Here is a 25,381-nt window from a genome sequence, read left to right on the forward strand (position 1 = left end):
ATTCCAGGTCAAGGAACTTACACTATTGCACCAGATGGTACAGTGACCTTCACCCCAGACAAACAGTTTGTCGGAAAACCAGAACCAGTCACAGTGAAACGTGTGGATGAGAATGGTACCCCAGTCACTGCGACTTATCGTCCAACAGTTGTAGATCCGTCTACTGGTCATGACACGGCTTCTACAGGAGCAAAAGGCCAACTACAAGTAGCAACACCAGTGTTTGATGGGCATATCGATACTACAGTTCCACCAACATTTGAGGATGGTAGCACGACTATGGTTGTTCCGGGTGAAGGAAGCTATACAATTGATAAAGATGGTAAGATTACCTTTACTCCAGAACCAGACTTTGTTGGTACAGCTAAAGGATTGGTTGTGAAACGTTTGGATGTATATGGAAATGTAGTTACTGCTCACTACACACCAACTGTCCTTGGACAAACACAAGTGAGTGATGCGACATCAGAAGGTCTTAAAGGTCAAACTCAGACTGGTAAACCAAACTTTACAGGTGATGTCGATCTGACAGTTCCGCCAACCTTTGAAGATGGAACAACTGAAAAAGTCGTTCCGGGTGAAGGAACTTATGTAATCTCACCAGATGGCACCGTCACCTTTACCCCTGAGGCAGACTTTGTAGGACAAGCCAAAGGTGTGAAAGTGATCCGTAAAGATCGCAATGGAAATATCATTTCAGGATTCTATACTCCAACCGTAGTAGAACTTCCAGAGCAAGTGAAGCCGTCTGATAAAAAAGAACTTTCAGTAGCTGATTCGAAACCAGATCAATTGACTCAAAACATCTCTGTAGAAAAAAATCAACTTCCAAATACAGGAAGTCAAGAAGATGGTTTGAAAAATCTAGGAATTCTGACAGCCCTAGCAGGTGCCATGACACTTGGATTGCTAGGTAAAAAGAAACGAAATGATGAATCAGACTAATCATTTTTAAGAACCGAGAAATCGGTTCTTTTTTTATGACATTTGTCATATTTCCTAGTGACAGAAGCATCTAGTTCCGCTAACTTCAAAGGACTATAATTGAAGTATGAAATGGAGGAAGAAGAAATGAAAAATAAAATGATTGTCGCAGTGAGTTTAGTAGCAGCAGGAGTTATGACCTATCTCATGTTTTCAGGATTGGACGAAGGTTTCTACCATTTTCCTTGGGAGCTCTTTGCTGGCTTTGGGATAATGTCTTGGCTTGTCAGAGAAGGTTTGAAATTAGTCAGAGATGTGAAAAAGGAGTTTGAGGAATGAAAAAAGCGATCATCTATTTCTTTATCGGCTTGTCACTCTTGGTATGGTTAGTGGAAATGTTTACTGGTTGGTTTGACCAAACCTTGCTTCGCCAATTTATTCGTGGTGCTTGGGGTTTTGGATTTATGATTTTTGTCGTTTTCCCTTTGGGAATGGAGTGGTTGAAAGGAGAATCTCATGACTGTGATTAAAGTTGAGAAATTGAGTAAGAAAATAAAAGACAAGGAGATCTTGCGGAACATCTCTTTTGAAATCCATCATGGTGAATGTGTCGCCTTGATTGGGCCTAACGGAGCTGGAAAAACAACCTTGATTGATTGCCTCTTGGGAGACAAGTTCATGAGCTCAGGTCAGGTCGCTATTCAAGGGTTTGCACCAACAGATCCTCGATTAAAGCAGCTTATTTCTGTCTTGCCACAAGAAAATGCAGTTGTTCAAAGCTTGAAAGTGAAAGAACTTCTATCATTTTTTAAGTCACTTTATCCCGACAGCCTTTCAGATAAAGAAATTGATGACTTGCTGAGATTCTCAGACAAGCAGAAAAATCAGCTAGCGGGCAAGTTGTCTGGTGGGCAAAAACGCTTGTTCTCTTTTGTGTTGGCACTAATAGGTCGTCCGAAAATTTTATTTTTAGATGAGCCGACTGCTGCAATGGATACCTCGACACGTCAGCATTTTTGGGAAATTGTTAATCGATTAAAGAAAAATGGTGTCACCATTGTCTATTCTTCTCACTATATCGAAGAGGTAGAGCATACGGCTGACCGCATTTTGGTTCTCCACAAGGGAGAGTTGATTCGTGACACAACACCTTATGCCATGCGTGGTGAAGAACAAGAAAAACATTTTACGGTACCACTAACTTATCAGGAAGTTATCAGCACTTTGGACCAGATTCAAGGGCTTGAAATCAAGCAAAATGCTCTTTCCTTCACAACCAAAGAAGCCAGCCAGGTATGGAAAGTCTTGCAAGAACAGGGCTGCATGATCGAAGAAATTGAAGTTCGCAATCGAACTCTCTTAGACAGTATCTTCGAAACGACTCAAGACTAAAGGAGATTGACGATGAAAAATATGACAAGTCTCATGAAAGTGGAAATCATTCTGATGAAACGGCAAGCAGTCTACTACTTGCTATCCATCGGACTTCCAAGTGTGTTTTACCTTATCTTTTCTGGTATGATGTCAGGGTCAGATATTCCAGAAATTGCTCTTCAAGCCTATCTTTTTGCCATGACGCTCTTTAGTATCATGTCAAGTGCTTTTTTCAGTATCCCAAGCACACTCGAGTCTGATAAGACAAACAACTGGCAAAAATTGATTCAACATTCTCCCGTATCTATGGTAGAATATTATGTATCAAAACTGTTCAGTACCCTACTGACTTTCTTGTTATCAATTACAGTTGTCTTTTCAGTTGGTCATTTTGTCCGTGGAGTGACTCTGCCTTGGCTTGACTGGATGGTAATTGGTGCTATTTTGCTGATCGGAAGCGTGGTCTTTATCAGCATGGGGGTCTTGGTGAGCTTGCTACCCAGTGCTCAACTGATGACGGTTGTTGGAAATATTGCCTATATTGCTTTGGCTGTTCTAGGTGGACTGTGGTTCCCCTTGGATTCCTTCCCAGAATGGCTCCAATCTATTGGAAAGCCGACTCCAACCTATCAACTGATGCAGGTCGTCTCTACTTATTTGGAACACCATGAATTTAATATTCTTTCTGCCTTGGTTGTGCTAGGCTATACAGTTTTCTTTGGTGTACTGGTAATCCAGCTGAAAAAAAGGATTGAGGTAAAATAAATCTATGTTGGAAAAATTAAAAAACACGCATTATATGTTTCATATTTCAATTGTGTTTATCATCTTTCCTATAGCGGGTGTCATCGTTGGAGATTACCCGCTTTTAACCTTGCTATGGACCCTACTATTTGTACTTGCCTTCTATTCGGTTTTAATCAGTCAGAATCGCACCGTGCAGTGGCTAGCATGGTGGTCCATGCTTGTCTACATTTTTTATACATCTGTTTGGCTAAGTTCAGGTTTCACATGGTTTATCTTTTATTTATCCAATCTCCTTATTTATGAGCTGGATGAGATTTCTTTTCACTCTTGGCGTTTTGTCAGTTTTATTGTCCTGCAACCATTTATTCTGACCGGAATCTATATGGTCAATCATGTTAGTCCCTGGCAGCTACTCTTTTTCTTGGTGACCTTTATCTTTTCTGATGCCTTGACTCTTGGTCTCTATCGAATTCGGATGGCAGAAGAGTTAAAAGAAGAAAAGATGAAACAAAATGCCAAGCTCAATCTTTTTTTGGCTGAAAATGAACGCAGTCGTATCGGCCAGGATCTTCATGACAGTCTAGGCCATACTTTTGCCATGCTGAGTGTGAAGACGGACCTTACCCTCCAGCTTCTTCAAATGCAGGCCTATCCCCAAGTGGAAAAAGAATTAAAAGAAATTCATCAGATCAGTAAAGAATCCATGAATGAAGTTCGTACCATCATTGAAAATCTCAAAACCAGAACACTTTCCTCCGAGTTTGCGACTGTTAAAAAAATGTTGGAAATTGCAGGAATTGAAACAGAAATTGATCACCAACTAGATACAGCTAGCCTAACTCAGGAATTAGAGTCAACGGCCTCCATGATTTTGCTTGAGTTAGTGACCAACATCATCAAACATGCCAAAGCGTCGAAAGCCTACTTAAAATTAGAACGAACTGAGAAGGAACTTATTCTAACAGTGAGAGATGATGGCTGTGGCTTTGCTTCTCTAAAAGGGGATGAACTTCATACAGTCCGCGATCGTGTCCTTCCATTTTCGGGAGAGGTAAGGGTGATCAGTCAGAAGTGTCCAACAGAAGTGCAAGTACGACTACCTTATAAGGAGAGAAACTAAGATGAAACTACTTGTTGCAGAAGATCAAAGCATGTTGCGAGATGCTATGTGCCAGTTGCTTACCTTTCAACCAGATGTGGAGTCTGTCCTACAAGCCAAGGATGGCCAAGAAGCAATCCAACTTTTAGAAAAAGAGTCTGTAGATATCGCCATTCTTGACGTAGAAATGCCTGTTAAGACAGGCCTTGAAGTCTTGGAGTGGATACGAGCAGAAAAGGCGGAAACAAAGGTGGTTGTGGTGACGACTTTCAAGCGCCCCGGCTATTTTGAACGTGCGGTCAAGGCTGGAGTGGATGCTTATGTCTTGAAAGAAAGAAGTATTGCAGACCTCATGCAAACCTTGCACACTGTTCTCGAAGGACGTAAGGAGTATTCGCCTGAATTGATGGAAGTGGTGATGACGCACCCCAATCCGCTAACAGAGCAAGAGATTGCTGTTTTAAAGGGAATCGCTCAGGGCTTGTCTAATCAAGAAATCGCAGATCAGCTTTATCTATCAAATGGAACCGTCCGAAACTATGTCACCAATATTCTTTCCAAGCTAAATGCAGGCAATCGAACAGAGGCAGCCAACATTGCAACAGAATCTGGTTGGCTTTGATCAGAAGGGTTAAAAAATTCCGAAACGATAACTTGAATAGAAGGAAATCCATACTAAAATGTAGGAGGCAAATCGCCTCCTTCTTGGGTTTAGAAAAGCGGTTAGAACTAGTGTCAAAGAGTTAAAAGATCAGAATAAAAATGAAGTAAGTGGTAAGAGTTTTTAGAAAATCAAATAATTCAATATTTTTAGGAGAACAGAGAAATCTGTTCTCTTTTTTGTTCGCTTAAAATTCTATTTGAAAGGAGTTCAACGATGGTAGGTTTAGAGATTGTAATGAATTTAGACACGTTAGAAATCTTTGACGTTATCGATCATGATAAGAATGGAAACAGCGAACAAGCGCCTACAACCATCCAGTTAAGCTTATTTGACTCAATGACGTGCATTTGACAGAAGGAGATAAATTAGGATGGACAGAGAAGCGCTATACAATGAATTAATTCAAAGCGAACCATTGGGTTTCATTGATCCATTTTCTGACCTTGGCGAATTCGATCCTCTTCAGATGAAATTTAAACAACCCGTAAAGAACTTGGTGAATCGATATTCAGGACAACCTTATAGCTTGGCCTGGCAACATAAAATTATGGAAATGCGGAAGTTGTTTATTGCCTATCAGATAGCATTAAATGAAGAAGATAAGCAGATTAACTTTCAGCGAAGAACAAGAAGCGAAGAGTCCAAAGAACATGCTACAACTATTATAACAACCTACTTGAAATTGGGGTTTAGTTTTAAAGAAATTGAGAAACGTGTTTCTTTATCTTACAAACAACTTCGTCGAGGATGGAAAAGAAGTGATCACATAATGACACTTCCTCCTGAATTTTATAGTAAACAGGACTTATCTGAAGGTTATTGTTTACCGAGTAAAAAGTTACCTAATAGCATGAGAATAAACGAGGGATAGAAAATGGAAACTGGAATTTGTAGACGATGTGCTTGCAACTGGGTTACACCTTGCATCGATGAAAAGTATGGTCCTTGCTGGTGGGTAGATAAAAACAAAACGCTGTGTAGTCACTGTTTTTATGGTTTTAATGATGAATCTTGTCAGACAAAAGTTTTTTACAGACCAGGGCATGATTGGCTTGAGAGAGATTGGGAATTTGCTTGGGAAATACTGACAAATTCAAAAAGTCATTGGGTATATGATATGGAACATGATGTGTTGTGTGTTGTTGGTTTAGGAGATCATATTGGAGCCGTTAGATTTATTGTAAGGAACTTTTATGGACTTAATCGCATTTATCGTGAGGATATTCCTAAATGGCAAGAAATTATTGGGAATAATATGATTTTTTATAATGCAAAGGTCAATGATTCAAAACATTACGCTAGTTGTTTGCCTAGAAAGTATAAAAATGAGGATTGAAATGAACAGTAAAATTATTGACAAGATACAAAATCTTTTAGAGTTAGCTTACGATGCACCAAACGATGAAGAGGGGCAGACTGCCCTTCTGATGGCTCAAAGACTTATGGTGAAGCATAATCTTTCTATGAATGATTTAACGAATAGTAAAACTCAAAAAGATATTGGTGAAACAATAGGAACATGGGAATACAGACTTCCATGGTGGCAAGAAAAGTTGGCAGGTATTTTAGGTGAAAATTTTAGATGTAAAACGATAAGAAGACGACTTCCTGAAGACGGCATCACACAGATAATTTTCTTTGGATATCAATCCGATGCTGAACTTTGTAGTAAGGTTTACGAAGGTGCACTCTTATACCTTAAATATCGGCTGAAACGACTTTTCCCTATAGTCTCAAGAGCAAGATGGAAAGACTATAAGAAATCGTACTTACTCGGTTTCTTAAACGGAGTAGATCAACGTTTTCAGGAACAGGTTCAATCATCAGAAGAATTTGGTTTGATGGTAAAAATCCCAGCAGAAGTTTTGGAAGAACAACGACTTCGTATGGGGAAATTAGAAAGTAGAAGCCTAAAAATCGAAATTGAAGTTGATTATGAGGCTTATATTGCTGGTTTTGAACACGCAAAAGAGACCAGGTTGTTATCAGAAGAATTGTTGAATAAATGAGGATGAACATAGGAGGAAATAAAATGACAAAAACTGTTACATATCCACGCTTTGTGGACGTTGACCGAAATGGTGTTTTTCAAAAGGTGTTTGTAACATCTAATGGAAACGAGGAGTGGTGTTCTCCTACTGGACGTGAGTTACAAGAAGGTCCGGATGTTATGGACCACTGGCTCGAATACGAGGACAGTGAAGGGGAACTTCACTACGGTAGATAGTTTCTACCACTGAGTTAAGATAGGAGGTATAGTATGACAGTATTGTATTATTATTTTTTCATAGCAAAGGATAGATTGAAATCCATAAGGGAAAACATTCTTTATTCTAAGAGTTTGCGGAAAGTGCTGGGTAATATAGTTCTTTGCTTTATCTCGCTTATAGCTGTCCCTTTTTCTTATTCTTATCTTCTAATATATATCGGCAACTGGATTTCAATGTCGTTAATAAGTTCTGGATTAATTGAGAATAAAATAATGCAGTTCATGTTATTGGGATTTTTACTTATCATAGTCATTGATACAGTCGTTTTACTCATTATCTCAGTGTTGGGAAGTGGGGCTTTATCTCTTTGGATAATGGCAAGGTACTCTTATGAATTATTTGGCAAAGAATTACAGGATAAGAAAGAAAAAAGGGTTGCAAATTTACCAGACAGTAAAAAAGAATCCGTAAATTTTTTAAGGTATAGTTTAATGATCTTGTTAGCAATGATACTGGTCGTTGCTCTTCTATATATTTTCAATGCTGAACTACTTTTGAAATTATTAAATCTCATAATTGATTTTTGTCAAAAATTTATTGATTTATTTTCTTTTTAGATTATTGCTATCTCCACTATCATTGTTTAAATAATGAGAAATTAAATATGAAAAAGATTGATTTACTAAAATGCTTATCCATCATTACAAAAGACGGATTAAGAACACAAAAATTTAAGAATAGCCATCTACAGCTTATCTCTTCAGCTGAAGAAGGAAGACGAGGCTCTGTATTTGCTTATCGTTCAAAAGCGAATATGGTGAAGGCACGTGGTGTTGTTTTAACCTCTGTCGAATCATTGCTGGAGAACCAGGATCAGTTTACACACTGGACTCCTAATGTCTATTGCTATGGAAGCTATAGCGATGCTGGTCGACGGATTACACGTGGCCACTCTGAAGATAATCTTAGACAGATTAACACATTCTATATCGACTTTGATATTACCTCTTCAGCTGAAGAAATGACGACAGGAGATATTTTAACTGCTTCCTTAGAGCTAGGCTTTATGCCGACGCTGATTCTAAAATCTGACAAAGGATTTCAAGCCTATTTTGTCCTCTCAGAATCAGCTTACGTTACAGTTCATTCTCAATTTCGAGTGGTGAAGGTGGCCAAAGCGATCTCTCAAAATTTGAGAAATTACTTTGCTCAAACTTTACCAGTAGATATGACTTGTAACCATTTTGGGATTGCTCGGATTCCTCGAACTGATAATGTCGAATTCTTTGATGCTGACTATACTTATTCGTTCCAGGAGTGGTTAGATTGGTCAATGAAGCAATCAGATCTTCCCTTCCCAAGTAAAAAGCCAAATTTGACGGTTATTTCAGGTTCTGAAGGGGTGAAACAGCTTGATGAACCCTGGTATCAATTGCTGATGAGAGAGGGAAATATCAAGGGTGGAAAAGCCCTGATGGGAAGAAACAATGTTCTTTTCACGTTGGCTTTAGCTAACTTCTCTTCAGGAATCGATCAAGGAGAGTGTGAGGAAGTTCTTTCTAACTTTAATGCAAATCTAGATGAACCACTCTCTTCAGCTGAATTTCATAAGATTATCACAAGCGCCTACTCAGGAAAATATGAAGCTGCTAGTCGTGACTATGTGATGACTTTATGTAAAGCATGGATTAACCAGGAACTCAAGGCTTCAGATCTCTTTGTGAAGCAACGTTGGTACAAGTTTAAGAAGAAACGTGCAGATAGAAAGAATAGTCATCTCTATGAATGGAAAACAGATGTCATGGCCTATTTAGAAGGCTTCTATCAATCTGAGGATCCATTTATCCAGACGACAAAAAAAGAGATACGAGAGAAGTTGAACATTCCTGAGCGTTCATTAGACAAAGTATTGAAGGTTCTTAAAACAGAACAAAAGATCTTCTTCACAGTCAAACATGGCCGTGGAGGAGGCATCAGATTAGCCTCTATTAAAGCAATCTTACTTTCCCTTATCCAGGTAAAGAGAGAACGTCAGGAGGCTTATATGGCCAATATTGCTGCTTTCTTTGAAGAAAGCTTTGAGTTCACTCAGCGAGTGATAGAAAGGGTTAAAGATGGCTTTAAACAAACACAACAACTATCTCTATTTGAGCTTGATATTGGATAATTTTAAAAACCCGTAAACTGCCTTTACATTATATCTATGATTATTACAAAGATATAGATGTATATAAGATAACCTATGGAGGAATGATATGATTTTGATTTTAGTTGGATTATTTAGCCTTATATTTGTAGGAGGATTTCTCTTAGTTCTCTCACTTATAGGGATTCGTCAACAAGTCCGTTTTGAAAACGGATATGATGCTGAGTTAGAGACAGATCAGTTGGCAATGATTGGCCAAAATAGAAAGTGAGAAGAAGAATGAAGTACGTAATTTTCAGTTTTGAATTAGGTGACTATATTTGTAATGGGGAGAATAAAGTTTTAGTTTTTGATACTTTGGGACTAGCATTTCAGTATCTTCAAAAACATTATCGAAAACCACTTCCTGAACAAAGAAAAAAGAGATTGATTCACTATCCAGATGTGTATCAAGCTCCGTTTAGACTTCTAAAAGTTTGTTAGGAAGGAGACAGGTCGATGTCAGAGTTATTCAAAATTATCCGTGGATACTACCTAACAGGAGTTGGACAAGAACCATTGGCTTATTATTTTAAACTTTCATCGGATAACTTAAAATTTGAGTCGGTTTCTGCAGGGGACGTAGCCTTAACTTTTTATCAAAACGAGGAGAGTATTTCTAGTATTCCAGCGATTGTTAGAATAGATAGTGTTATCTCGAATGATAAAATGATTTCAGATTACCTGCAGGAGGAGTTGAGAGATCATTATCCAATGTTACCAATTGTCCGTGTATTGGATTCCGAGGAATTTGATCCTTTGCTTTTTCAAGAAGTGATGACAACATTCACTAACTTGAAATCAGAAATAAAAGAATTGGCCAAGATTGATTATGTTCAAGGTTCCATATTTGATTTTATGGATGAGGAGGAAATAGGATGAGAGAGATTTTTAGACACGTTAAGTTAGCTCTAGGGGCTATTCTTGTCATTTTAGTTGTGAGTCTCGCAGTTCTAGGAGGGTATAGGGTGTATAAAGATTATTTTATCTTAGATTACGATCCTCACCTTACTCAGAAGGAATACCAGAATACTGTACTTGATCAAAATGTAAACCTAGTATTTTATAAAAAAGATTGTCCTTACTGTCAGGTTGGAAAAAGTGTAGTTGTAGATGCAGCCAATAAAGGTTCTTATCCTACATTTTACATTGACACTCAGACAGAAGAAGGTCAAAAGTTGGTAGAAAAATACCAGGTTGAAAAAGCTGCTACTATTATCAAGATTCGTAAGGGGAAAATAAAGAAATATCTATATGCTTCAAGAGATTCAGAGGAAAAGATTGTAGCAGATGAGAAAAGTATTCAGGAGGCCATAAATGACTAAAAGGGTAAAGCTAAGTAAGTGGGCCGAGACAGCTTTTCAAAGATTGAAGTATGTCTAAGGAGGTAGTATGTATCAATTTTTAAATGCTATTGCGCATGGCGCAGTTGGAACTATCTTGATTGCGATCTGGTTCGTACCGCTCTTCAGGATAACTATATGTGATAACTTTGGAAATGAAATCAAAACGAAAAGGCTGCCATTAGCGTTCTTAATGTTACTAAAAAGTATTTGGCCGAAAAGTAAGGTTTCATTTATTTGGAAAGGATATAAGAAGCGTGAGAAACGGAGGTAAGGCACTGGTATAAAAACAAAAATTCACATAGAGTAGAAAGGATATATCCATTATGATAGATACAATCAAACGCTGGATTGAGAAGATAAAATCCAGCCCAATTTTGAAGCCATTTATTAAGACTAAAGTTTGGTTTCAAGAGAATATTATTAAGAGAAAACTAGTCATTTTCTCAATGTTATTTTTGACCTGGTTAAGCCTTTTGATGGGAGCGATTTTCTCACCACAAAGACAAACATATACCTCAGAACAACTCAAAACAAAGCAGATTTTTGCGAATGGCAGCGGTGAGATGAAACTGGTCAGTCAGGAATATTCACCAGATACTGGAATTATCGTTTTACAATTTGAGACAAAAGATGCTACGACTTCGATAGATCGGGGCATCGATGCCAAACGATTGAAATGGAAACTCTATGCGCAACATAAAGACTCAAAAATAGAGATGGATGTTGTGCCAATCATTGATAATAAAGTATCAGTTATTATTAAAGGAGTTCCGAAAAATTTTGGTGCATTTGCGATCGATGTGACGAATCAGACAGTCTCTTCTAGCTCAATTGATGTGAATATTTCATCGCCATCTAGTGATTCTAAAAAGGTTTCTCAGAAGAAATCTGGAGAAGAGGACACTGTACAATTCTTTGTAACTCCTCAAAATCCTCAGCTTGAAATCAAAGCTATTGAAGTTGTCTCCAGAGAAGAATTTACTCTTCAGGAAATCGAAAAAGAGATCAATTTCCAGAATGAACAGTCTCAAAAATTGACAACATCAATTTCTCAATTGAAGGAATCTATTGAAGATGATAACTCACGAAAAGCGAGTCTTCAAGCAGAAGCAAAATATCTAACAGGTGATGATCTCGAAGCCAATCAAAAGAATATTGCTACGCTGGATACAAACATCGAAACGAAGAACAGAACCATCGAAACAGCCTATAAAAACATTGAAAAGTTGAAGGCTAAATTGGAGTCTTTGGACAAGAAAAAAGAAGCTGTTAAAGATGGAACATTTGAATTTTCAAACCCTATTGAAACTGTAGAAATGAATTAAAGGAAAGAGAAATAAAATGAAATCAAAGAAAAAGAAAAATGTGGAGAAAAAAGCTGTTGGTAGTTTGTTGGCGCAGAAAGTTTTAAAAACTGAAGTTATTAGTTCAGAAGAAGAGTCTGCATTTTGTGTAGGTTTAGTGTTTGCTTCGCTTTTAGTTATACTACTTCTTACTATGCTTATAACAAAATGGAGTTTTTTTGATTTATTTGTGGGTGTTTAGCTATGAGTAAGAAAAAAATTACCAGCTTTGCAGGAAATAAATTAAGGGATTAAGAAATACGAAATTAGAAAAAGGAGAAAGAATATTGAAAAGCTGAAGGCTAAATTGGAGTCTTTGGACAAGAAAAAAGAAGCTGTTAAAGATGGAACATTTGAATTTTCAAACTCTATTGAAACTGTAGAAATGAATTAAAGTGAGGTAAAATAAAATGAAAAATTTAATTAAAATGGTAAAAGAAACTGATAAATTGGGATATAAATTATCTGCAATTTGTGGAGTGAATTGGCTTATTAGACAAGCCTTTAAATGGCAATATTTATTTTTTGTAATGGTTACAGGCGCTGTTCTTATAAAAGAAGTTTCCGTAATACTTGAGGTTGATCCAAAGATTTTTGGAACAATGATGTGTTTGATTATTTTATGTGCGCCTTTTACGAAGTTACGTTTAGGGGCTGAAATGCAGATTATAAAGATGTTTATAAGAAATATTGTACTTGCCATCATTTTTACAGCTGCATTAGAAAAACCAATACAAGAAAACGAATCATCGTTCTGGCTTTTAGCCCTAATCTTTAGTATCGGTATTTATTATTTCATGAAGTGGTTTCAAGCAAAACTTTTTCAGCGTTATCTGTTCAAAAATATCTTAAATAAGGACTACCTTGGAATCCGAAAATTAAAAGATAAGTTACCTCCTAAAATCAATCTTTTTACAGATGCTGATGAAGGTGATGCAAACCAACGAATGATTACGATTAATCAGCGAGCAGTGAAAAAGGATTATCAAGATATTGTAGAATTAAGTTTTTTGAATAGAGAAAAACGGACAGGTATTTCCTATTATAGAAAAGCATGGAATGGTTCTGAAGCTCCTCTTGAAAGAGAATTTGTAGATATTGAAGAATTGTATCATCCAGTATTTTATGTCTTCCCGTTTGGGAAAAAACATGATTTTTCTTTCTGGCTGATTCAACTTGATGTAAGTAAAAAGGATGCATTTTCTATGAAAGCCGAGTTCGTGTTTACCAACAAATAGTAGTCAAAAATCTCCTTAATTTTTGAATTAAGGGGATTTATTTTTTATGATTGTCCCTTTAAAAAATTTTTTTCAGTTATCTCTTATACTAGAATCAATCAAAAAAAGAAAGGCAGAAAAATGAAAGAACAACTTAAATTAGCACCAAAGGAAAATCAGCCAGTTAGAAAGCATCGTACTGTATTCACAAGTACAAAAGGTTTGATTAGAAAACAGAAATGGGTTGTGCTGGATATTGATGAATATGGAATAACCTATCATAGTAATCCAGGGTGTAAAGGAGAAATGTTTTCTTCAATGTACCTCGTTCTAAAGGAAATTAAAATTGATGAACGTTCTTTCACACTAACCATCAAGAAAAATGATCATGAAGTTTATGTGATTGATTTGAAGAAATTAGATGGCGATTTGTGGAGCAACTTCCAAATTGTAAAAGAAAAAATTACCAGCTTTGCAGGAAATAAATTAAGGAATTAAGAAATACGAAATTAGAAAAAAGGAGAAGTAATCATGGCTAAAAATGATTTAAAAAAAATTGATAATCAACTAGAAGAGGCAAAGAAAAGAGTTGCCCTTTTGGAACAGGAACGTAAAAAAGCAGAAGAGAATCTTCAAAAACAAATTGGTAAAATTTATGTTCAAATTAAACTGAAGAAAAATAAAAATCAGTCGTATGAATCAATTTTTGAAGAGTTAAAAATGGAATTAAACCTCATCAAAGAAGATGAAAAAGAACAACGTTTAGCAGCGAAGAAAAATCGTGAAGAAGGAAACTTTCCAGCTGAAGATCAGTCTTAATCTTTGAGTTTTGAACTTCTAAATGAAGTCAAAAACGGTGTAAGTAAAAGTATGTAAAGAAGAAAAACAGTGTAAGTATAACACCTATAAAGTGTGTAAAGGTAAGTATAGTATGTGTGTGTAAGTAGGTGAAACCGAGAAAATTACCGGTACCGGAAACGTTGATACTATCAACATATCACGGCACGTGATATCAGTTTCCCTTATGCTCTTTTCTACCACAACACACCTAAAATGGACCTTAGTCCCTCTGTGTGTGTTAGTGTGTTGAAAAACCGCAAAAATAGAACCGTATCGGTTCGTGATGTTGCGAGGTTGAAGTTTTCTTTTTTGCTTCTTTTTGCTTTTGATTCGACAAAAGAAAAAAGAAGGGCGCTATTTTTTAGAAAGGAAAATTTAAAATAATGGCAAATATAAAACAAAATCGAATTGAGATTAGAGGCCTTACTGATGATGAAATTAATTATCTAAAATCTCTTGCGAAAAAAAATAAAGCCAACTCATTTAACGATTTTTTGCTTTTAATCTGTCGTGAAAAAATTGAGTATGGAAAATTTAATCGTGCTCAAGACTTGTATGTTGCTCATTTGGAAAATATGAAATTAGCTTCTGACCATGTTTTGAACCAAATGAAAAAACAGAAAAAAATATTATCTGAATTTGAAGAAAAAATGGATCGTTATGGTGATCATATTTCACGTTGGTTAGAGTATGAAGGAGAGGTGGAAAGTGATGACTAAAAATTTTTTAATTCGAAATGTTCCCGACGATATGTTTGAACAACTTCAGGCTATTTCAAAAAAATATAACTATCCGAGTTTCAATGAGTTTATGTTATCGCAAGTTCAAAATATCGTAATGAATGACGGATTGAATTTGTACAATAACCAATTTGCGGAAACATTATCTGTCATCAAAGAACAACAAAGTAAGATTTTAGAATTGATGTTGAAGAATGAAATTTCTCTTTCAGCTTTAAATGTTAAACAAGATATTGTAAATGAACTAACTACAAATTGGTTACATTTTATGGATGATGTATCTGCGCTTGAAGCTGAACGACGGTCAGGTGGTGTTTAAAAATGAAGAAGAATAAATCTCTGTTCATCATTCTTATTTTTCTTGCAATCTTTATCGTACAACCTAACAATTTTAATGCTATCAAATCTGGCTTGACACAAAATGATATTCCGACTCAATTGAACATAGCCGATTCAGCTGAAGAAAAAAATTCCGACTCAAATTTGAATCCTACTCTGAAAAATGATGATTTGAAATCGAAGGAGTATGATGAAAAAAATCAGGTGATTGTTGTCAATGAAAAATCACAATTTACAAAAAGCGAATTGAGTTTAGAAAATGGCAGCTGGGAAAAATATTCTGATCTAGATTTTTTAAATCGTGTAGGAATTGCTGAAGCGATGTTGGGAAAAGATTTGATGCCAACTGAAGATAGAGAATCTATTTCGTCTATCACACCAACAGGATGGAAAAATAAAAAAATAATTTTCAACGGGAAAGAAGATTATTTATATAATCGTTCTCACTTAATCGGTTTTCAATTAAGTGGAGAGAATGCGAATGCTAAAAATTTATTTACAGGTACACGTGCTTTAAATGCAAATTTTGAAGATGAACAATCATCAATGGTCTACTATGAAAATAAAATTGCTAACTACATAAAAAATACGAACCACCATGTCCGCTATCGAGTAACTCCTATATTTAGAAATGTGGAATTAGTTGCTAGAGGAGTTCGTATGGAAGCGCAGAGTATTGAAGATGATGAGATCTCATTTGATGTATATATCTTTAATATTCAACCAGGATACAAAATCAATTATTTGACAGGATCATCTCAGAAAAATTGAGGAGGGAAAAATGAATCCAAGACTTAGCTTATATTTTAGCGAAGAAACACATGAAAAATTTAAGGAAATAAAATCCTACTTGAAAGAATCGTCTGCTTTGCAGAAACAATATCGAAATAATTCAGCAACGCTTGTCACTTTGATTGAAGTTTTTTATAAACTCTTTATTGAATTAGGAGAAGGAAAAAATTTCTATGAGCGACTGACTCAGCTGGAAAAAAATTGGGGGGATGCCTTTGATTCTGGAAATGACAACAAGGCAATTCATCGTCAACTTGATCAAATTCTCTATTTAACACTAACCAACTTTCATGCTATTACGAAAGATGATTTTGATGTTCAAGATTTGGAATCTATTCATTCACGACTGGATCCTACACAGCATGAATTAATGGCACGGATTAACGATGTCATTCAAGAAGATGTTGCACGTGGTCAAACAATGAAACATTCTCATTGAGGTATAGTAAATGGTAGATGTTGTTAAGATCTATTTAGAAACAGGAGATTTTCATGAAGCGGTGAGACAGTCAGGGTTGCCTACTCATATAGCTCATTTGAAATTGATTAAGAGCGGCTGCCTGAAAATTCAAGATAAAATTCAATATGGTTCTAGGACAGCTAAACTCGGGGGAATGGCCGAGGAGCTTTTTCAAAAGTATGTCCCAGATGCAACGGATGCGAATAAGTATTTCAAGAAAAATAATCCAGTATATGATTTTTGGCTAGATGGTCTAACGATTGATGTAAAATATAGCTCATTATATAAAAGGAAAAATGGGAACTCCCATCACTGGCAATTGAGGACAAAAGGAAATCAAGATTTTATTGTCGCCTTTTTAGAACGAGAAAGTGGTTCGGAGTTAGAAAAGCCAAATATCTTATTGATACCCATGCAATTTGTTGAAGAGCAAAAGGAATTACATATTTCTCAATCAGGACGGTGGATCAATGATTTTCAAGTTGAACCTGAAGAATTACAACCGTTATTAAAAGACTACGCTCTTTTAAGGAAAAATGGATTATTTTAATTCAAAGAGAGGAAAATAATGAACGTATCTTCTAGTCCAAGTATTACCTTCATGCTGCAATACACTGAAGCAAATAGTGGCTTTGTAGACTACACCAATAGAGACGAAGCTGTTGAGGTTGATAATGAATTAAATTTAGAAACACACAGACAAAATATTGAGTCTCTAACTGAAGATGAACTACAAAAAATTCAAGCTGAAGTTCCAGAAACAAAACTTAATTTTCAGGAATACATTGATTATATGAATCGCTCTTATGCTACTGAAAACCAAAATGAAGAGATGACAGCCATTTTTACAAAAGAGGCCAATTACTTGCAGCGTAGCAAAGTAACTGAATTGAAAAGTAAGTTAGAACAGGCTTATCAAAATGGCTCTCTTCTATGGCAGGGTGTTATCTCTTTTGATAATGATTTTTTGGCCAAAGAGGGATTATATGATCTGGAAACTGGAAAAGTCGATCAGCAAGCTATCAAGTCGGTCATACGTGAAGCATTGCCGAGGTTGATTGAAAAAGAAGGCTTATCTGATTCATCATTTTGGTGGGCTAACATTCACTTGAATACGGATAATATTCATGTGCATTTTGGTTTATCTGAAGTTGAATCTGCAAGAGAAAAAATTTTCTATCGACCTCGTGGACGAATGGAGTACAGAGGGAACTTTTCCCAAAAAACCATTGAGCGTTTTAAAAGTGATGTTTTTCATGGCCTGTTAAATGAACAGACTAGAGGAATGATTGTTAGAAGAGAACAAATTTTGGCTAATATCAGAAGTGAGTTGATCAATTCTGTCTTTAGAGATCAGAAGGTTCGTTCTTCGGCTGAAAAAAATTTTTTGGAGCAGGCTTACAACCATTTGCCAATGGATAAAAAATGGCGTTATGGATCAAATGCAAGAGATTTTGCAGTCAGTAAATTCTTCATCGACCGCTATCTGGATTCCTATTTAGAAAATGATGGGAAAGAGCTCTATCAAGAATTTCTGAAAGAAACGAAGGACTTCCTAGAAACTTATAGAGGAGCTTATTCAGCTGAAAAAAAATCAACCTACGAAAAGATTCGGAAAGTTGATGGTCGTTTTGAGAAAACACAACAGGAGGCTGCAGGCTATCATCTGCAGCAATTAATTGCGAGTCGAGAGAAGGAATTGAGAGAACGACTAGCAAATAAAATTTTGCACCTATTTCGTGAGAATGCTCCTGAAATAGATGATGTTCGGCTGGAAAAAAATTTGGCCAATTTCTCAGAAAACAATCAAAAATTAATTTTAGCTCAGGATTCTAACGCAAGTGTTGTCAAATCGTTGCAAGCGTGGAAAAGATTGGGTTATGAGTTGAGAGATGGAGCAAAACCCCTTAAAATTATAAAACCAACCTACTCTGCTTATGATAAGCAGGGGAGAGGGATAGGGGTTCCTGACTTTGTTAGTGACCTAGTTTATGATGTCAGCCAGATGAAAGAGAATTTACTAGCAAAACAGCTAACACTAAAGGATTTATCCTTATTTTCTTCAGATGAATTGAGAGCTCTTGTGGATGCAGCCAAGAATAAATCTGATCGTACTTTAAAAGAACGTCAGGAGTTAGGAACATTTCGCTATGCATTAAAATTGAGTTTATTGGAAGAAAAACAAAGTAGCTTATTAGTTCGTAAAGCTCTTTTTGATCAAATTCAACCACTTGAAACCGATAAGCCATTTGTTGAATTGAAAAAGAAAGAAATTCAACAAAGACTGAAGCTGACTGAATTGCAACTGACTCCAAATTATAAACTAGATGAAGCAGACCAATCTCTAAAACAATTTCTTGCTAACGAGTTTGAAGATAGTGTTTCATTTTCAGTAGAAAAGGCTGACTCATTAACAATTCAAGCACCTATTAAACGTTTGAAGGAGGAATTAGCTACAATTCAACCTCTTCAAGATGAAGGAGTTTTGACCATTCTAAAAGGCTATCCTATTACGAAAGATAGCTACATAGAAGAGTTACAGACACATATCTCTATTTTTCAGTTGAAACATCAGATTTACAGTCGAAACAAGGAAATTTCACAAACGACTGATCAAGCAACTGTTCAAAAATTAAAACAGGAGAATTCAAAGGGATTTTCTGAACTCAAATTACTCTATCAAAAATTGTTGCCAGAGGAGGAAAGTAATCAGAAAAGTCAGTTAGCTCAAGCTGTTTCACAGAAAATGCAAGAAAGAAAGGTCTTGCAAAGAAAATCTATCTGCCTATCAAAAGGTAAAGCAATCATCAATACAGATTTCATGAGAAATCTGACTAACTCTCTTCAGAGGGCACAACGTGCAAATAAAAAAGCCCTCATGGAACGTGAGAGAAGTGATGAGAGACAAGAATTTGAAGAAAACGGACAAAGTATATAAGAGTCATTGTAAAAGCAGTGACTTTTTTGTTGAAAAATGGAATTATATTGTCCCTTTAAATGGGATTTTTTGGTTATTGAATAGAATAGAAGGATAAAAAGAGAAAGGAGAAGAAAAATGAAGCTATTATTTCCAGATGTCGCAGTTGAAGACTTTGATTTCTCAGCCGAATGGTTAATTACGGCAATGAATGCTGATAGCAAGCAGGTGCATTTTGAGGGTCAAGGAAGAAATTCTGATTTAGAAATGGTTCTAGATTTTAAGGAGAATTCTGAGCTATTTGAATCTTTTTCAGTAGGGGAATTGGTTCACTTAGATCCAGAAACATTTCTACAAGCAGAGAAAGAGCCGTACAAACCACAGTATGAAGGATTTTAAGGAGATTTTATATGACAGAACAAGAATCAAGACGTGGGAAAAGTCGTAGAGAACGTGTTGAATTTGCACGTTCTAGAGATATTTTGGATGTTGCAAACGAGCTTCAGATGGAGCTGGTTCGATCTGGACGAGACTATCGATGGAAAGAACATGATAGCCTAGTTATTTCACCTGATAAAAATTTATGGAAATGGTTCTCTAGAAATACAGGTGGAGATGCGATTTCTTTGGTTGAGACGATAAAGGAAGTAAGTTTTAACCAATCTGTAGATTTTTTGAATGATGGAAACTTTAAAGAGTTTCAAATGGTTGAAAGACCTCAAGAAGATTTTAAATACTATCTTGAGAAATACGAGCAGCCGTTTTCAGCTGGAAGAGATTACTTACGGAATCAACGTGGGTTATCGGATGAAACGATTGATTATTTTTTGGAACAGGGTGTTTTAGCCCAAGCTAACGCCAAACTTGACTACTTTGCGGAAGGCACTGGTGGAGTTACAACAAATGCGATTGAGCCAGTTATTGTATTCAAGTCCCTTTCTTCTTCAGGTGAAGTTGTTGGAGCCTCTTTACAAGGAATCCAAGAGAATTGGGAGAAGTGGCCAAAACATGGATATGCTAAAGTGATTATGAAAAACTCCGATCCTATGACAGGTATTCATGTTGATATTGGCAGTCCAAAACGATTGATTTTCACTGAGAGTCCGATTGATTTAATGTCTTACTATGAATTGCACAAAGATAGTCTTCAGGACGTCAGATTAGTTTCTATGGATGGTTTGAAAGAATCGACTATAGGCCGTCATCTATCTCAAATTCAAGCTGAAATATCAGGAAAACCGCTAAGATGGACACCTGAACAATTAGCGGACGGACTTCAAGTAGCTATTGATCATCACTTTTTTGAAGATGGGAAAAATGCGGATTTGATTACTCTAGCATTAGATAATGATAAAGCAGGTAGAACATTCATTCAAGAATTGGAGGCAAAAGGGGCTGTTATCAATTCAGATCTACCAGAACTAAAACCAGGACAAGATAAAACGGACTGGAATGATGCCTTGAGAACCCAGAATCAACAGTCATTAGTTAATTTATCAGCTGTATCGGTAGAAAATGAAAAATCTTTTAATAATCCATTAGAGCTAGTTTGGGAATTGCATAGTAAATGGGAAGACGAATTAGCAGAAAAAATTCGGGAAGATTTAGGCATTAACTATGAACTACAGGCATGGCAATTTGAAAAAGAAATGTCACGATTTATAACGACTGATTTAGACAAGTTATTCGCAAAACGTACTAGATTGGAAAGGGATGCTTATTTTGCGGATAGTACGACGTCTATCAGAAAAGAAATTGATCGTTTAGATGCACAAATATTGGAGTACATAGAAAAAGCCCCCGAACAAAGTCAGGAGAAGACAGACTGGAATGATGCCTTGAGAACCCAGAATCAACAGTCATCAGTTGATTTATCAGCTGTATCGGTAGAAAATGAAAAATCCTTTAATAATCCATTAGAGCTAGTTTGGGAATTACATGGAAAATGGAAAGATGAATTAGCAGAAAAAATTCGGGAAGATTTAGGCATTAACTATGAACTACAGGCATGGCAATTTGAAAAAGAAATGTCACGATTTATAACGACTGATTTAGACAAGTTATTCGCAAAACGTACTAGATTGGAAAGGGATGCTTATTTTGCGGATAGTACGACGTCTATCAGAAAAGAAATTGATCGTTTAGATGCACAAATACTGGAGTACATAGAAAAAGCCCCTGAACAAAGTCAGGAGAAGACAGACTGGAATGATGTTCTAAAGAATCAACAGGAAGAAAAATCTGATAACAGTCGTCTTGCCCAGGCACGTCGAAAATTGGAACGACTTAAAGGTGAACAAGATGAGGCTATTTCAAGAGCTTATTCCCACCAAGCGCTAACAAATGGGCAACCCATGAATGATAAGCGAGGTGGTGCTAGTTTTATGCGTAAGCAAGAACAAATAGAAGGTCAAGTTTTCTCAAAGATGGATGAAATTAGGCAACAGGAAGAACGAGTAGAGCGCCTGGAGCACCAACAACATTTGAAAGAAATGGGGTTGAATCGTCAGGGAAGTGGTCTGGAGATGAGTGTTCAAAATATACCTAGAATCCGTGAAGAGTTAGAAAAAGCTAAGCGTGGGGAGTCGTTCTTTACTAAAGCTACTCTCAAACGCTATCAAGAAGAGTTGACTAGACTTGAAGCTATATCTGAACAAATGGACAAAACGAGTATTCAGCCAGCAACTCAAGCCTTAATTGATGAAGGTCTAGTGAATCAGTGGCAAAAACAACCAAATACGTATTTTGTAAAAGGGTTACGAAGAGTTGCCCTGGAGTTGACTGAAGAAGGAGAGTTTCAATTATCTTCACAAACTAAGTATCATCCGAAAACAGATGAGGAAAGACTGAAGGTGGATGAATTACTTGCCAAACAAGCGCAAGGAAATATTGGAGTAAAACCAATGATACAGGAAGAGCGAAGTTCAGTGCCTCCAGAATTATTTGTAGCCTTTGATTTTACAGAAAATCCAAATCTATCTCAGAAATTCTCATCAGGAGATGTGATTCCATATAAGGATTTTATAGCTCAATTGTATGAAGAGAATAATTTGAGAATGCTTAGCCTGGGATATGATAAAACTTATTTTGCATTGCAAGATGAAAAGGGGAGTCGTCTGACAGATGATTTTCGATATGATATTGGTAGTGAAGACAGTGACCTTTCAACGCAATTGGGAGAAACTCTTCCAACTCCTTATTTAGAACAGGCACAAAAAGCAGATCATGATTATCAATCACAGATTTCAGCTGAGGAGAATGTTCAAACAGAGTCAGTTGAATCAGAAGAAAAAGCTCCTGAGAGTTCTCAGGAGCAAATGAATGATAGGACCAGTGGTGGCACGGGTTCTTTACAGCCTAAAGCTGAAGGCAGTACCTCACCTGTACTTGAAACAAGTACCTTTGAGCAAACTGTTACCAGTCACCCGACATCATCCTATCCGTACCTTCATTTTAGCACAAATTATGATAAAGTGCAACGGCGAGTGGGGAATTATCACCCAATTACACCTGCCGATTTAAGACGTTTGAACCAATATGCGCCCTCCATTCAAAGTACAGCGTCCTGGTATTTAAGTGAAATGGCTGGCAGTAAAATAAGTTTTGTTTATGCGGATCATGGAGAAGAGAATGTTCTTCAAGTAACTTTCCAAAAAGAAAACTTTATCCATCTTTCAGGGATTAGACCTTTTGAAGAAGGAAAAGGTGCTGCTGATTTCTTAGAAGATTTTGCGGCTGGTCGAGGTCATTATGACGGTATGTTGATTAGTAATTCAATTAAGGATAAATTGCAGGTTCTTCCAATGCTTCAGGATATTTTAGAGCCACAATCCTTTGTTCTGGATGATTTGAGCAGTGTTGAAAAGCTTCACAATCTCAATATGAGTGAAGCTATTAAAGCAAAAGATGAAGATTTCTTACTACTGTTTAAAGATATCGGAGATGAAAAAATTCCAGCCTCTCTTATGAAACTCAAAGGAGAGCTTGCAACTAGTGTTAAATTGTTGGATGAAAAGATCATTCTCGGTGTCTATAGAGAAAGAGATGGTCACATTGAGCAACTGTCAATTAATGAGGAATATGTTAAAGACAATGGTGCAGAAATGCTATCAGTTTTGAAGAATAAGCAGTTTGAAGAAGTTTCTAAAGAAATTGAACAAACAATGCTAGAGAACACACTGAATAGCCCCCTACTTGATTCGGCTACGTTTACTCAAGTCTTAGATACTGTCTATAATTTAGGTGTGCCAGGTGACATCTCAAAAACTCCAGAAGAATTTCATCAAGCCTGGAATCAGTATCTTGACTATGCGAAACAGCACAATGATAAATTTGATCAGATTGTTGCTGCAGCTGGAGAAGATAATCTTCTGGATAAAAATTCCGACTTTTATAGAGACTGGCATCAAGATCATATTTATAAAGATGACTATCATATTCGTCTTCAATGGTCCGAGGATCGCCCAGATGGCCCGAAATTGCCGTTTAAAGAGACAGAGCTTATATCTTATCAAGACTTTGCTAAAGAGCTATACAAGGCCAATCAGGACTTTTATCCAATTCATCAAGAAGGAATGAAACAAGTAACAGCAGGCAATACTGAAGGTTACATCCCTCCTACCAAAATTAAGTTTGATGTTTATGCTCCAGGGGGTGAAATGATCAAAGAGGGAATTCGATATGATATTGGAGATGAGACTACACCAATTTCACAAATGCTAGGATTAGGATATCGTCGACTCAACGGTCAATCTGTACTAGCATCAATGGATGAAGAAATTCTTTCTCAGCTGGAAAATAGAGAGGTGAATAAGGAAATTTCCCAGGAAGCAAATGAATCGGCTCGATTGACAGAAGAAGGAGAAGGTCAAACTCCTGATACAAGAGAAACGGTAGCTTTTCAATCTTCTAAGCAAGAAACTAAAACCAATTTGCTTCAGCGTGTAGAGGAGATCCTGAAAGAGGAACCTATTTCGGATTTGGAGATCCCTGAAGTAAACTCAAGTAGTATTGATTATGCTGCTTTAACGCCTCATGAATTGAGTGAGGTTGCTTTCCAAAAAGTGAGAGAGTACACAGAAACACCAGAACGGTTAGAAGAGTATCTGAATTTTATGAGTAAGTTTCCAGAGCTCTCACCTAGAAATGTCGCTTTGATTCAGGAACAGTGGCCAGGAGCGAGTGCAGTCGCAACCTATAATCAATGGCAATCAATGGGGGAAGTTCTTGGAATTACTTCAGAACAGGTATTTGAAACTAGAAATACCTATACCAATAAAAAAACAGGTCGAACAAGAGAAGTTGTCCATAACAATCTTTCGGTTAAGACAGGAGAAAAATCACATATTACCTTGTTTAGACCTATGATGGTTGAAATGATTCCTGTATTGGATGAAAATGGAAATCAGGTAAAAAATGGAAAAGGCAATCCAAAATATAAAAGACTTTCTGAAGCGACACCTGAAGAAAAGGCGTTAAAGAAGGAAGGAAAATTGAAATCTCGCTTCTTCCAGGAAAGAGATTCAAATACAGGTTTAGCTAAATTCGCTACGTATAAAGTATTTGAGCTGTCTCAAACAACCTTGAAACCTGAATTTTATCCCAAAGCGATGCCAAATCGTCACTATGACTTTAATATGGATCATATTCGTACAAAAGAGGTGCTTGAAGGACTTTCCGACTATGCTAAGAATATTGGAGTAACAATCTATCAAGACGATGCAAAAGAGTTGAGAAGTGCGAAAGGATCTTTTTATCCAGATGAACAAAAGATACTTTTGAATCCAGATAATACTCCTGGAGAAGTCGTTGCCACTACTATTCACGAGTTGGCTCATGCTAGTCTACATAACCCTAAATTTGCTAACTCGTATAAGGAAGATGTCTCAAAAGATCGTAGAGAACTTGAAGCTGAGATGACAAGTTATCTCGTTTCTAATCATTTTGGGTTAGATACCTCTGAAAAAGCCATTCGCTATATGGCAATTTGGACTGATAATTTGACCTCTCTTGACGATCAACAACTAGCGCAATCTATGAAACGGATTCATGGAACAGTATCTAAGATTGTAAAAAGTGTTGAACAACATACAAAGCCTTATCAGTTGAATAGACAGGTGGGACAAAATCAAAATTTTATCCAAAGCCCAAAGAAGGGGCTTAAAGTATAGAAAGAGTGCTCTTT

The 25,381-nt window shown here is 36.5% G+C and carries 31 protein-coding genes; all 31 read left to right on the top strand.

The features are described from left to right. Nucleotides 1–945, top strand: a 945-nt coding sequence (locus tag MK385_RS04360) for an LPXTG cell wall anchor domain-containing protein (RefSeq protein WP_268725388.1), incomplete at its 5' end; no start/stop codon positions are given. Between the two features lie 111 nt (nucleotides 946–1,056). Further along, nucleotides 1,057–1,263, top strand: a complete 207-nt coding sequence (locus MK385_RS04365; protein ID WP_185776156.1) for a hypothetical protein — start codon at nucleotides 1,057–1,059, stop codon at nucleotides 1,261–1,263. Further along, nucleotides 1,260–1,454 (top strand): hypothetical protein, encoded by a 195-nt coding sequence (locus MK385_RS04370; RefSeq protein WP_268725389.1) that lies wholly within the window; start codon nucleotides 1,260–1,262, stop codon nucleotides 1,452–1,454. The genes MK385_RS04365 and MK385_RS04370 overlap by 4 nt, the downstream gene beginning before the upstream one ends. Then, nucleotides 1,441–2,316 (top strand): ABC transporter ATP-binding protein, encoded by an 876-nt coding sequence (locus MK385_RS04375; protein ID WP_268725390.1) that lies wholly within the window; start codon nucleotides 1,441–1,443, stop codon nucleotides 2,314–2,316. The genes MK385_RS04370 and MK385_RS04375 overlap by 14 nt, the downstream gene beginning before the upstream one ends. Before the next feature lie 12 nt (nucleotides 2,317–2,328). Beyond that, the gene (locus MK385_RS04380; protein ID WP_268725391.1) at nucleotides 2,329–3,063 is read left to right on the top strand and encodes an ABC transporter permease; all 735 of its coding nucleotides are present in this window, start codon (nucleotides 2,329–2,331) and stop codon (nucleotides 3,061–3,063) included. Nucleotides 3,064–3,067: 4 nt separating this feature from the next. After that, nucleotides 3,068–4,165, top strand: a complete 1,098-nt coding sequence (locus tag MK385_RS04385; RefSeq protein ID WP_268725392.1) for a sensor histidine kinase — start codon at nucleotides 3,068–3,070, stop codon at nucleotides 4,163–4,165. A 1-nt stretch (nucleotide 4,166) separates the two neighbouring features. Then, nucleotides 4,167–4,766 carry a response regulator transcription factor gene (locus MK385_RS04390; RefSeq protein ID WP_268725393.1) on the top strand — a complete coding sequence of 200 codons (600 nt, stop codon included), beginning with the start codon at nucleotides 4,167–4,169 and terminating at the stop codon, nucleotides 4,764–4,766. Between the two features lie 412 nt (nucleotides 4,767–5,178). Continuing rightward, a complete protein-coding gene (locus MK385_RS04395) occupies nucleotides 5,179–5,679 on the top strand; it encodes a modification methylase Sau96I (RefSeq protein ID WP_268725394.1) in 501 nt (166 codons plus the stop codon). Nucleotides 5,680–5,682: 3 nt separating this feature from the next. After that, nucleotides 5,683–6,144 carry a hypothetical protein gene (locus MK385_RS04400; RefSeq protein ID WP_268725395.1) on the top strand — a complete coding sequence of 154 codons (462 nt, stop codon included), beginning with the start codon at nucleotides 5,683–5,685 and terminating at the stop codon, nucleotides 6,142–6,144. 1 nt (nucleotide 6,145) lies between these two features. Next, nucleotides 6,146–6,817, top strand: a complete 672-nt coding sequence (locus tag MK385_RS04405; protein WP_268725396.1) for a DUF2786 domain-containing protein — start codon at nucleotides 6,146–6,148, stop codon at nucleotides 6,815–6,817. Nucleotides 6,818–6,840: 23 nt separating this feature from the next. After that, complete coding sequence (locus tag MK385_RS04410) at nucleotides 6,841–7,035, top strand: hypothetical protein (RefSeq protein ID WP_061409454.1); 195 nt, start codon at nucleotides 6,841–6,843, stop codon at nucleotides 7,033–7,035. Between the two features lie 33 nt (nucleotides 7,036–7,068). Beyond that, the gene (locus MK385_RS04415) at nucleotides 7,069–7,635 is read left to right on the top strand and encodes a hypothetical protein (protein WP_268725397.1); all 567 of its coding nucleotides are present in this window, start codon (nucleotides 7,069–7,071) and stop codon (nucleotides 7,633–7,635) included. A gap of 47 nt (nucleotides 7,636–7,682) precedes the next feature. Beyond that, nucleotides 7,683–9,185, top strand: a complete 1,503-nt coding sequence (locus MK385_RS04420; RefSeq protein ID WP_268725398.1) for a primase C-terminal domain-containing protein — start codon at nucleotides 7,683–7,685, stop codon at nucleotides 9,183–9,185. Between the two features lie 88 nt (nucleotides 9,186–9,273). Further along, nucleotides 9,274–9,435, top strand: a complete 162-nt coding sequence (locus MK385_RS04425; RefSeq protein ID WP_180833423.1) for a hypothetical protein — start codon at nucleotides 9,274–9,276, stop codon at nucleotides 9,433–9,435. Nucleotides 9,436–9,443: 8 nt separating this feature from the next. Beyond that, nucleotides 9,444–9,647 (top strand): hypothetical protein, encoded by a 204-nt coding sequence (locus MK385_RS04430; protein WP_000878299.1) that lies wholly within the window; start codon nucleotides 9,444–9,446, stop codon nucleotides 9,645–9,647. Between the two features lie 15 nt (nucleotides 9,648–9,662). Next, nucleotides 9,663–10,085, top strand: coding sequence for a hypothetical protein (locus MK385_RS04435; protein ID WP_042902915.1), 423 nt, complete (start codon nucleotides 9,663–9,665; stop codon nucleotides 10,083–10,085). After that, nucleotides 10,082–10,528, top strand: coding sequence for a thioredoxin domain-containing protein (locus MK385_RS04440; protein WP_268725399.1), 447 nt, complete (start codon nucleotides 10,082–10,084; stop codon nucleotides 10,526–10,528). Before MK385_RS04435 ends, MK385_RS04440 begins: the two co-directional genes overlap by 4 nt. A gap of 67 nt (nucleotides 10,529–10,595) precedes the next feature. Next, nucleotides 10,596–10,820, top strand: a complete 225-nt coding sequence (locus tag MK385_RS04445) for a multidrug transporter MATE (RefSeq protein ID WP_268725400.1) — start codon at nucleotides 10,596–10,598, stop codon at nucleotides 10,818–10,820. A 52-nt stretch (nucleotides 10,821–10,872) separates the two neighbouring features. Then, nucleotides 10,873–11,874, top strand: a complete 1,002-nt coding sequence (locus MK385_RS04450; RefSeq protein WP_268725401.1) for a hypothetical protein — start codon at nucleotides 10,873–10,875, stop codon at nucleotides 11,872–11,874. 16 nt (nucleotides 11,875–11,890) lie between these two features. Next, nucleotides 11,891–12,094 (top strand): hypothetical protein, encoded by a 204-nt coding sequence (locus MK385_RS04455; protein WP_049510608.1) that lies wholly within the window; start codon nucleotides 11,891–11,893, stop codon nucleotides 12,092–12,094. 208 nt (nucleotides 12,095–12,302) lie between these two features. After that, nucleotides 12,303–13,130, top strand: a complete 828-nt coding sequence (locus MK385_RS04460) for a hypothetical protein (protein ID WP_268725402.1) — start codon at nucleotides 12,303–12,305, stop codon at nucleotides 13,128–13,130. Between the two features lie 120 nt (nucleotides 13,131–13,250). Then, complete coding sequence (locus MK385_RS04465) at nucleotides 13,251–13,607, top strand: hypothetical protein (RefSeq protein ID WP_261446677.1); 357 nt, start codon at nucleotides 13,251–13,253, stop codon at nucleotides 13,605–13,607. Nucleotides 13,608–13,640: 33 nt separating this feature from the next. Next, nucleotides 13,641–13,928, top strand: a complete 288-nt coding sequence (locus tag MK385_RS04470) for a hypothetical protein (RefSeq protein ID WP_268725403.1) — start codon at nucleotides 13,641–13,643, stop codon at nucleotides 13,926–13,928. Between the two features lie 404 nt (nucleotides 13,929–14,332). After that, a complete protein-coding gene (locus MK385_RS04475) occupies nucleotides 14,333–14,668 on the top strand; it encodes a hypothetical protein (RefSeq protein WP_268723532.1) in 336 nt (111 codons plus the stop codon). Further along, nucleotides 14,661–15,008, top strand: a complete 348-nt coding sequence (locus MK385_RS04480) for a hypothetical protein (RefSeq protein WP_180833417.1) — start codon at nucleotides 14,661–14,663, stop codon at nucleotides 15,006–15,008. Before MK385_RS04475 ends, MK385_RS04480 begins: the two co-directional genes overlap by 8 nt. A gap of 2 nt (nucleotides 15,009–15,010) precedes the next feature. Then, nucleotides 15,011–15,799, top strand: a complete 789-nt coding sequence (locus MK385_RS04485) for a DNA/RNA non-specific endonuclease (protein WP_268723533.1) — start codon at nucleotides 15,011–15,013, stop codon at nucleotides 15,797–15,799. A 10-nt stretch (nucleotides 15,800–15,809) separates the two neighbouring features. Beyond that, nucleotides 15,810–16,259, top strand: coding sequence for a hypothetical protein (locus tag MK385_RS04490; RefSeq protein ID WP_261446681.1), 450 nt, complete (start codon nucleotides 15,810–15,812; stop codon nucleotides 16,257–16,259). Between the two features lie 10 nt (nucleotides 16,260–16,269). After that, nucleotides 16,270–16,830, top strand: coding sequence for a hypothetical protein (locus MK385_RS04495; RefSeq protein ID WP_268723534.1), 561 nt, complete (start codon nucleotides 16,270–16,272; stop codon nucleotides 16,828–16,830). 18 nt (nucleotides 16,831–16,848) lie between these two features. After that, complete coding sequence (mobP2, locus tag MK385_RS04500) at nucleotides 16,849–19,218, top strand: MobP2 family relaxase (protein WP_268723535.1); 2,370 nt, start codon at nucleotides 16,849–16,851, stop codon at nucleotides 19,216–19,218. A 117-nt stretch (nucleotides 19,219–19,335) separates the two neighbouring features. Further along, entirely contained in the window at nucleotides 19,336–19,596 is a 261-nt protein-coding gene (locus tag MK385_RS04505; RefSeq protein WP_000770569.1) for a hypothetical protein, read from the top strand. Between the two features lie 11 nt (nucleotides 19,597–19,607). After that, complete coding sequence (locus tag MK385_RS04510; RefSeq protein WP_268723536.1) at nucleotides 19,608–25,367, top strand: PBECR4 domain-containing protein; 5,760 nt, start codon at nucleotides 19,608–19,610, stop codon at nucleotides 25,365–25,367. Nucleotides 25,368–25,381 lie beyond the last annotated feature (14 nt).

This window comes from Streptococcus oralis, from assembly GCF_026782125.1.
In the GTDB taxonomy this organism is placed as follows: Bacteria; Bacillota; Bacilli; order Lactobacillales; family Streptococcaceae; genus Streptococcus; species Streptococcus oralis_CE.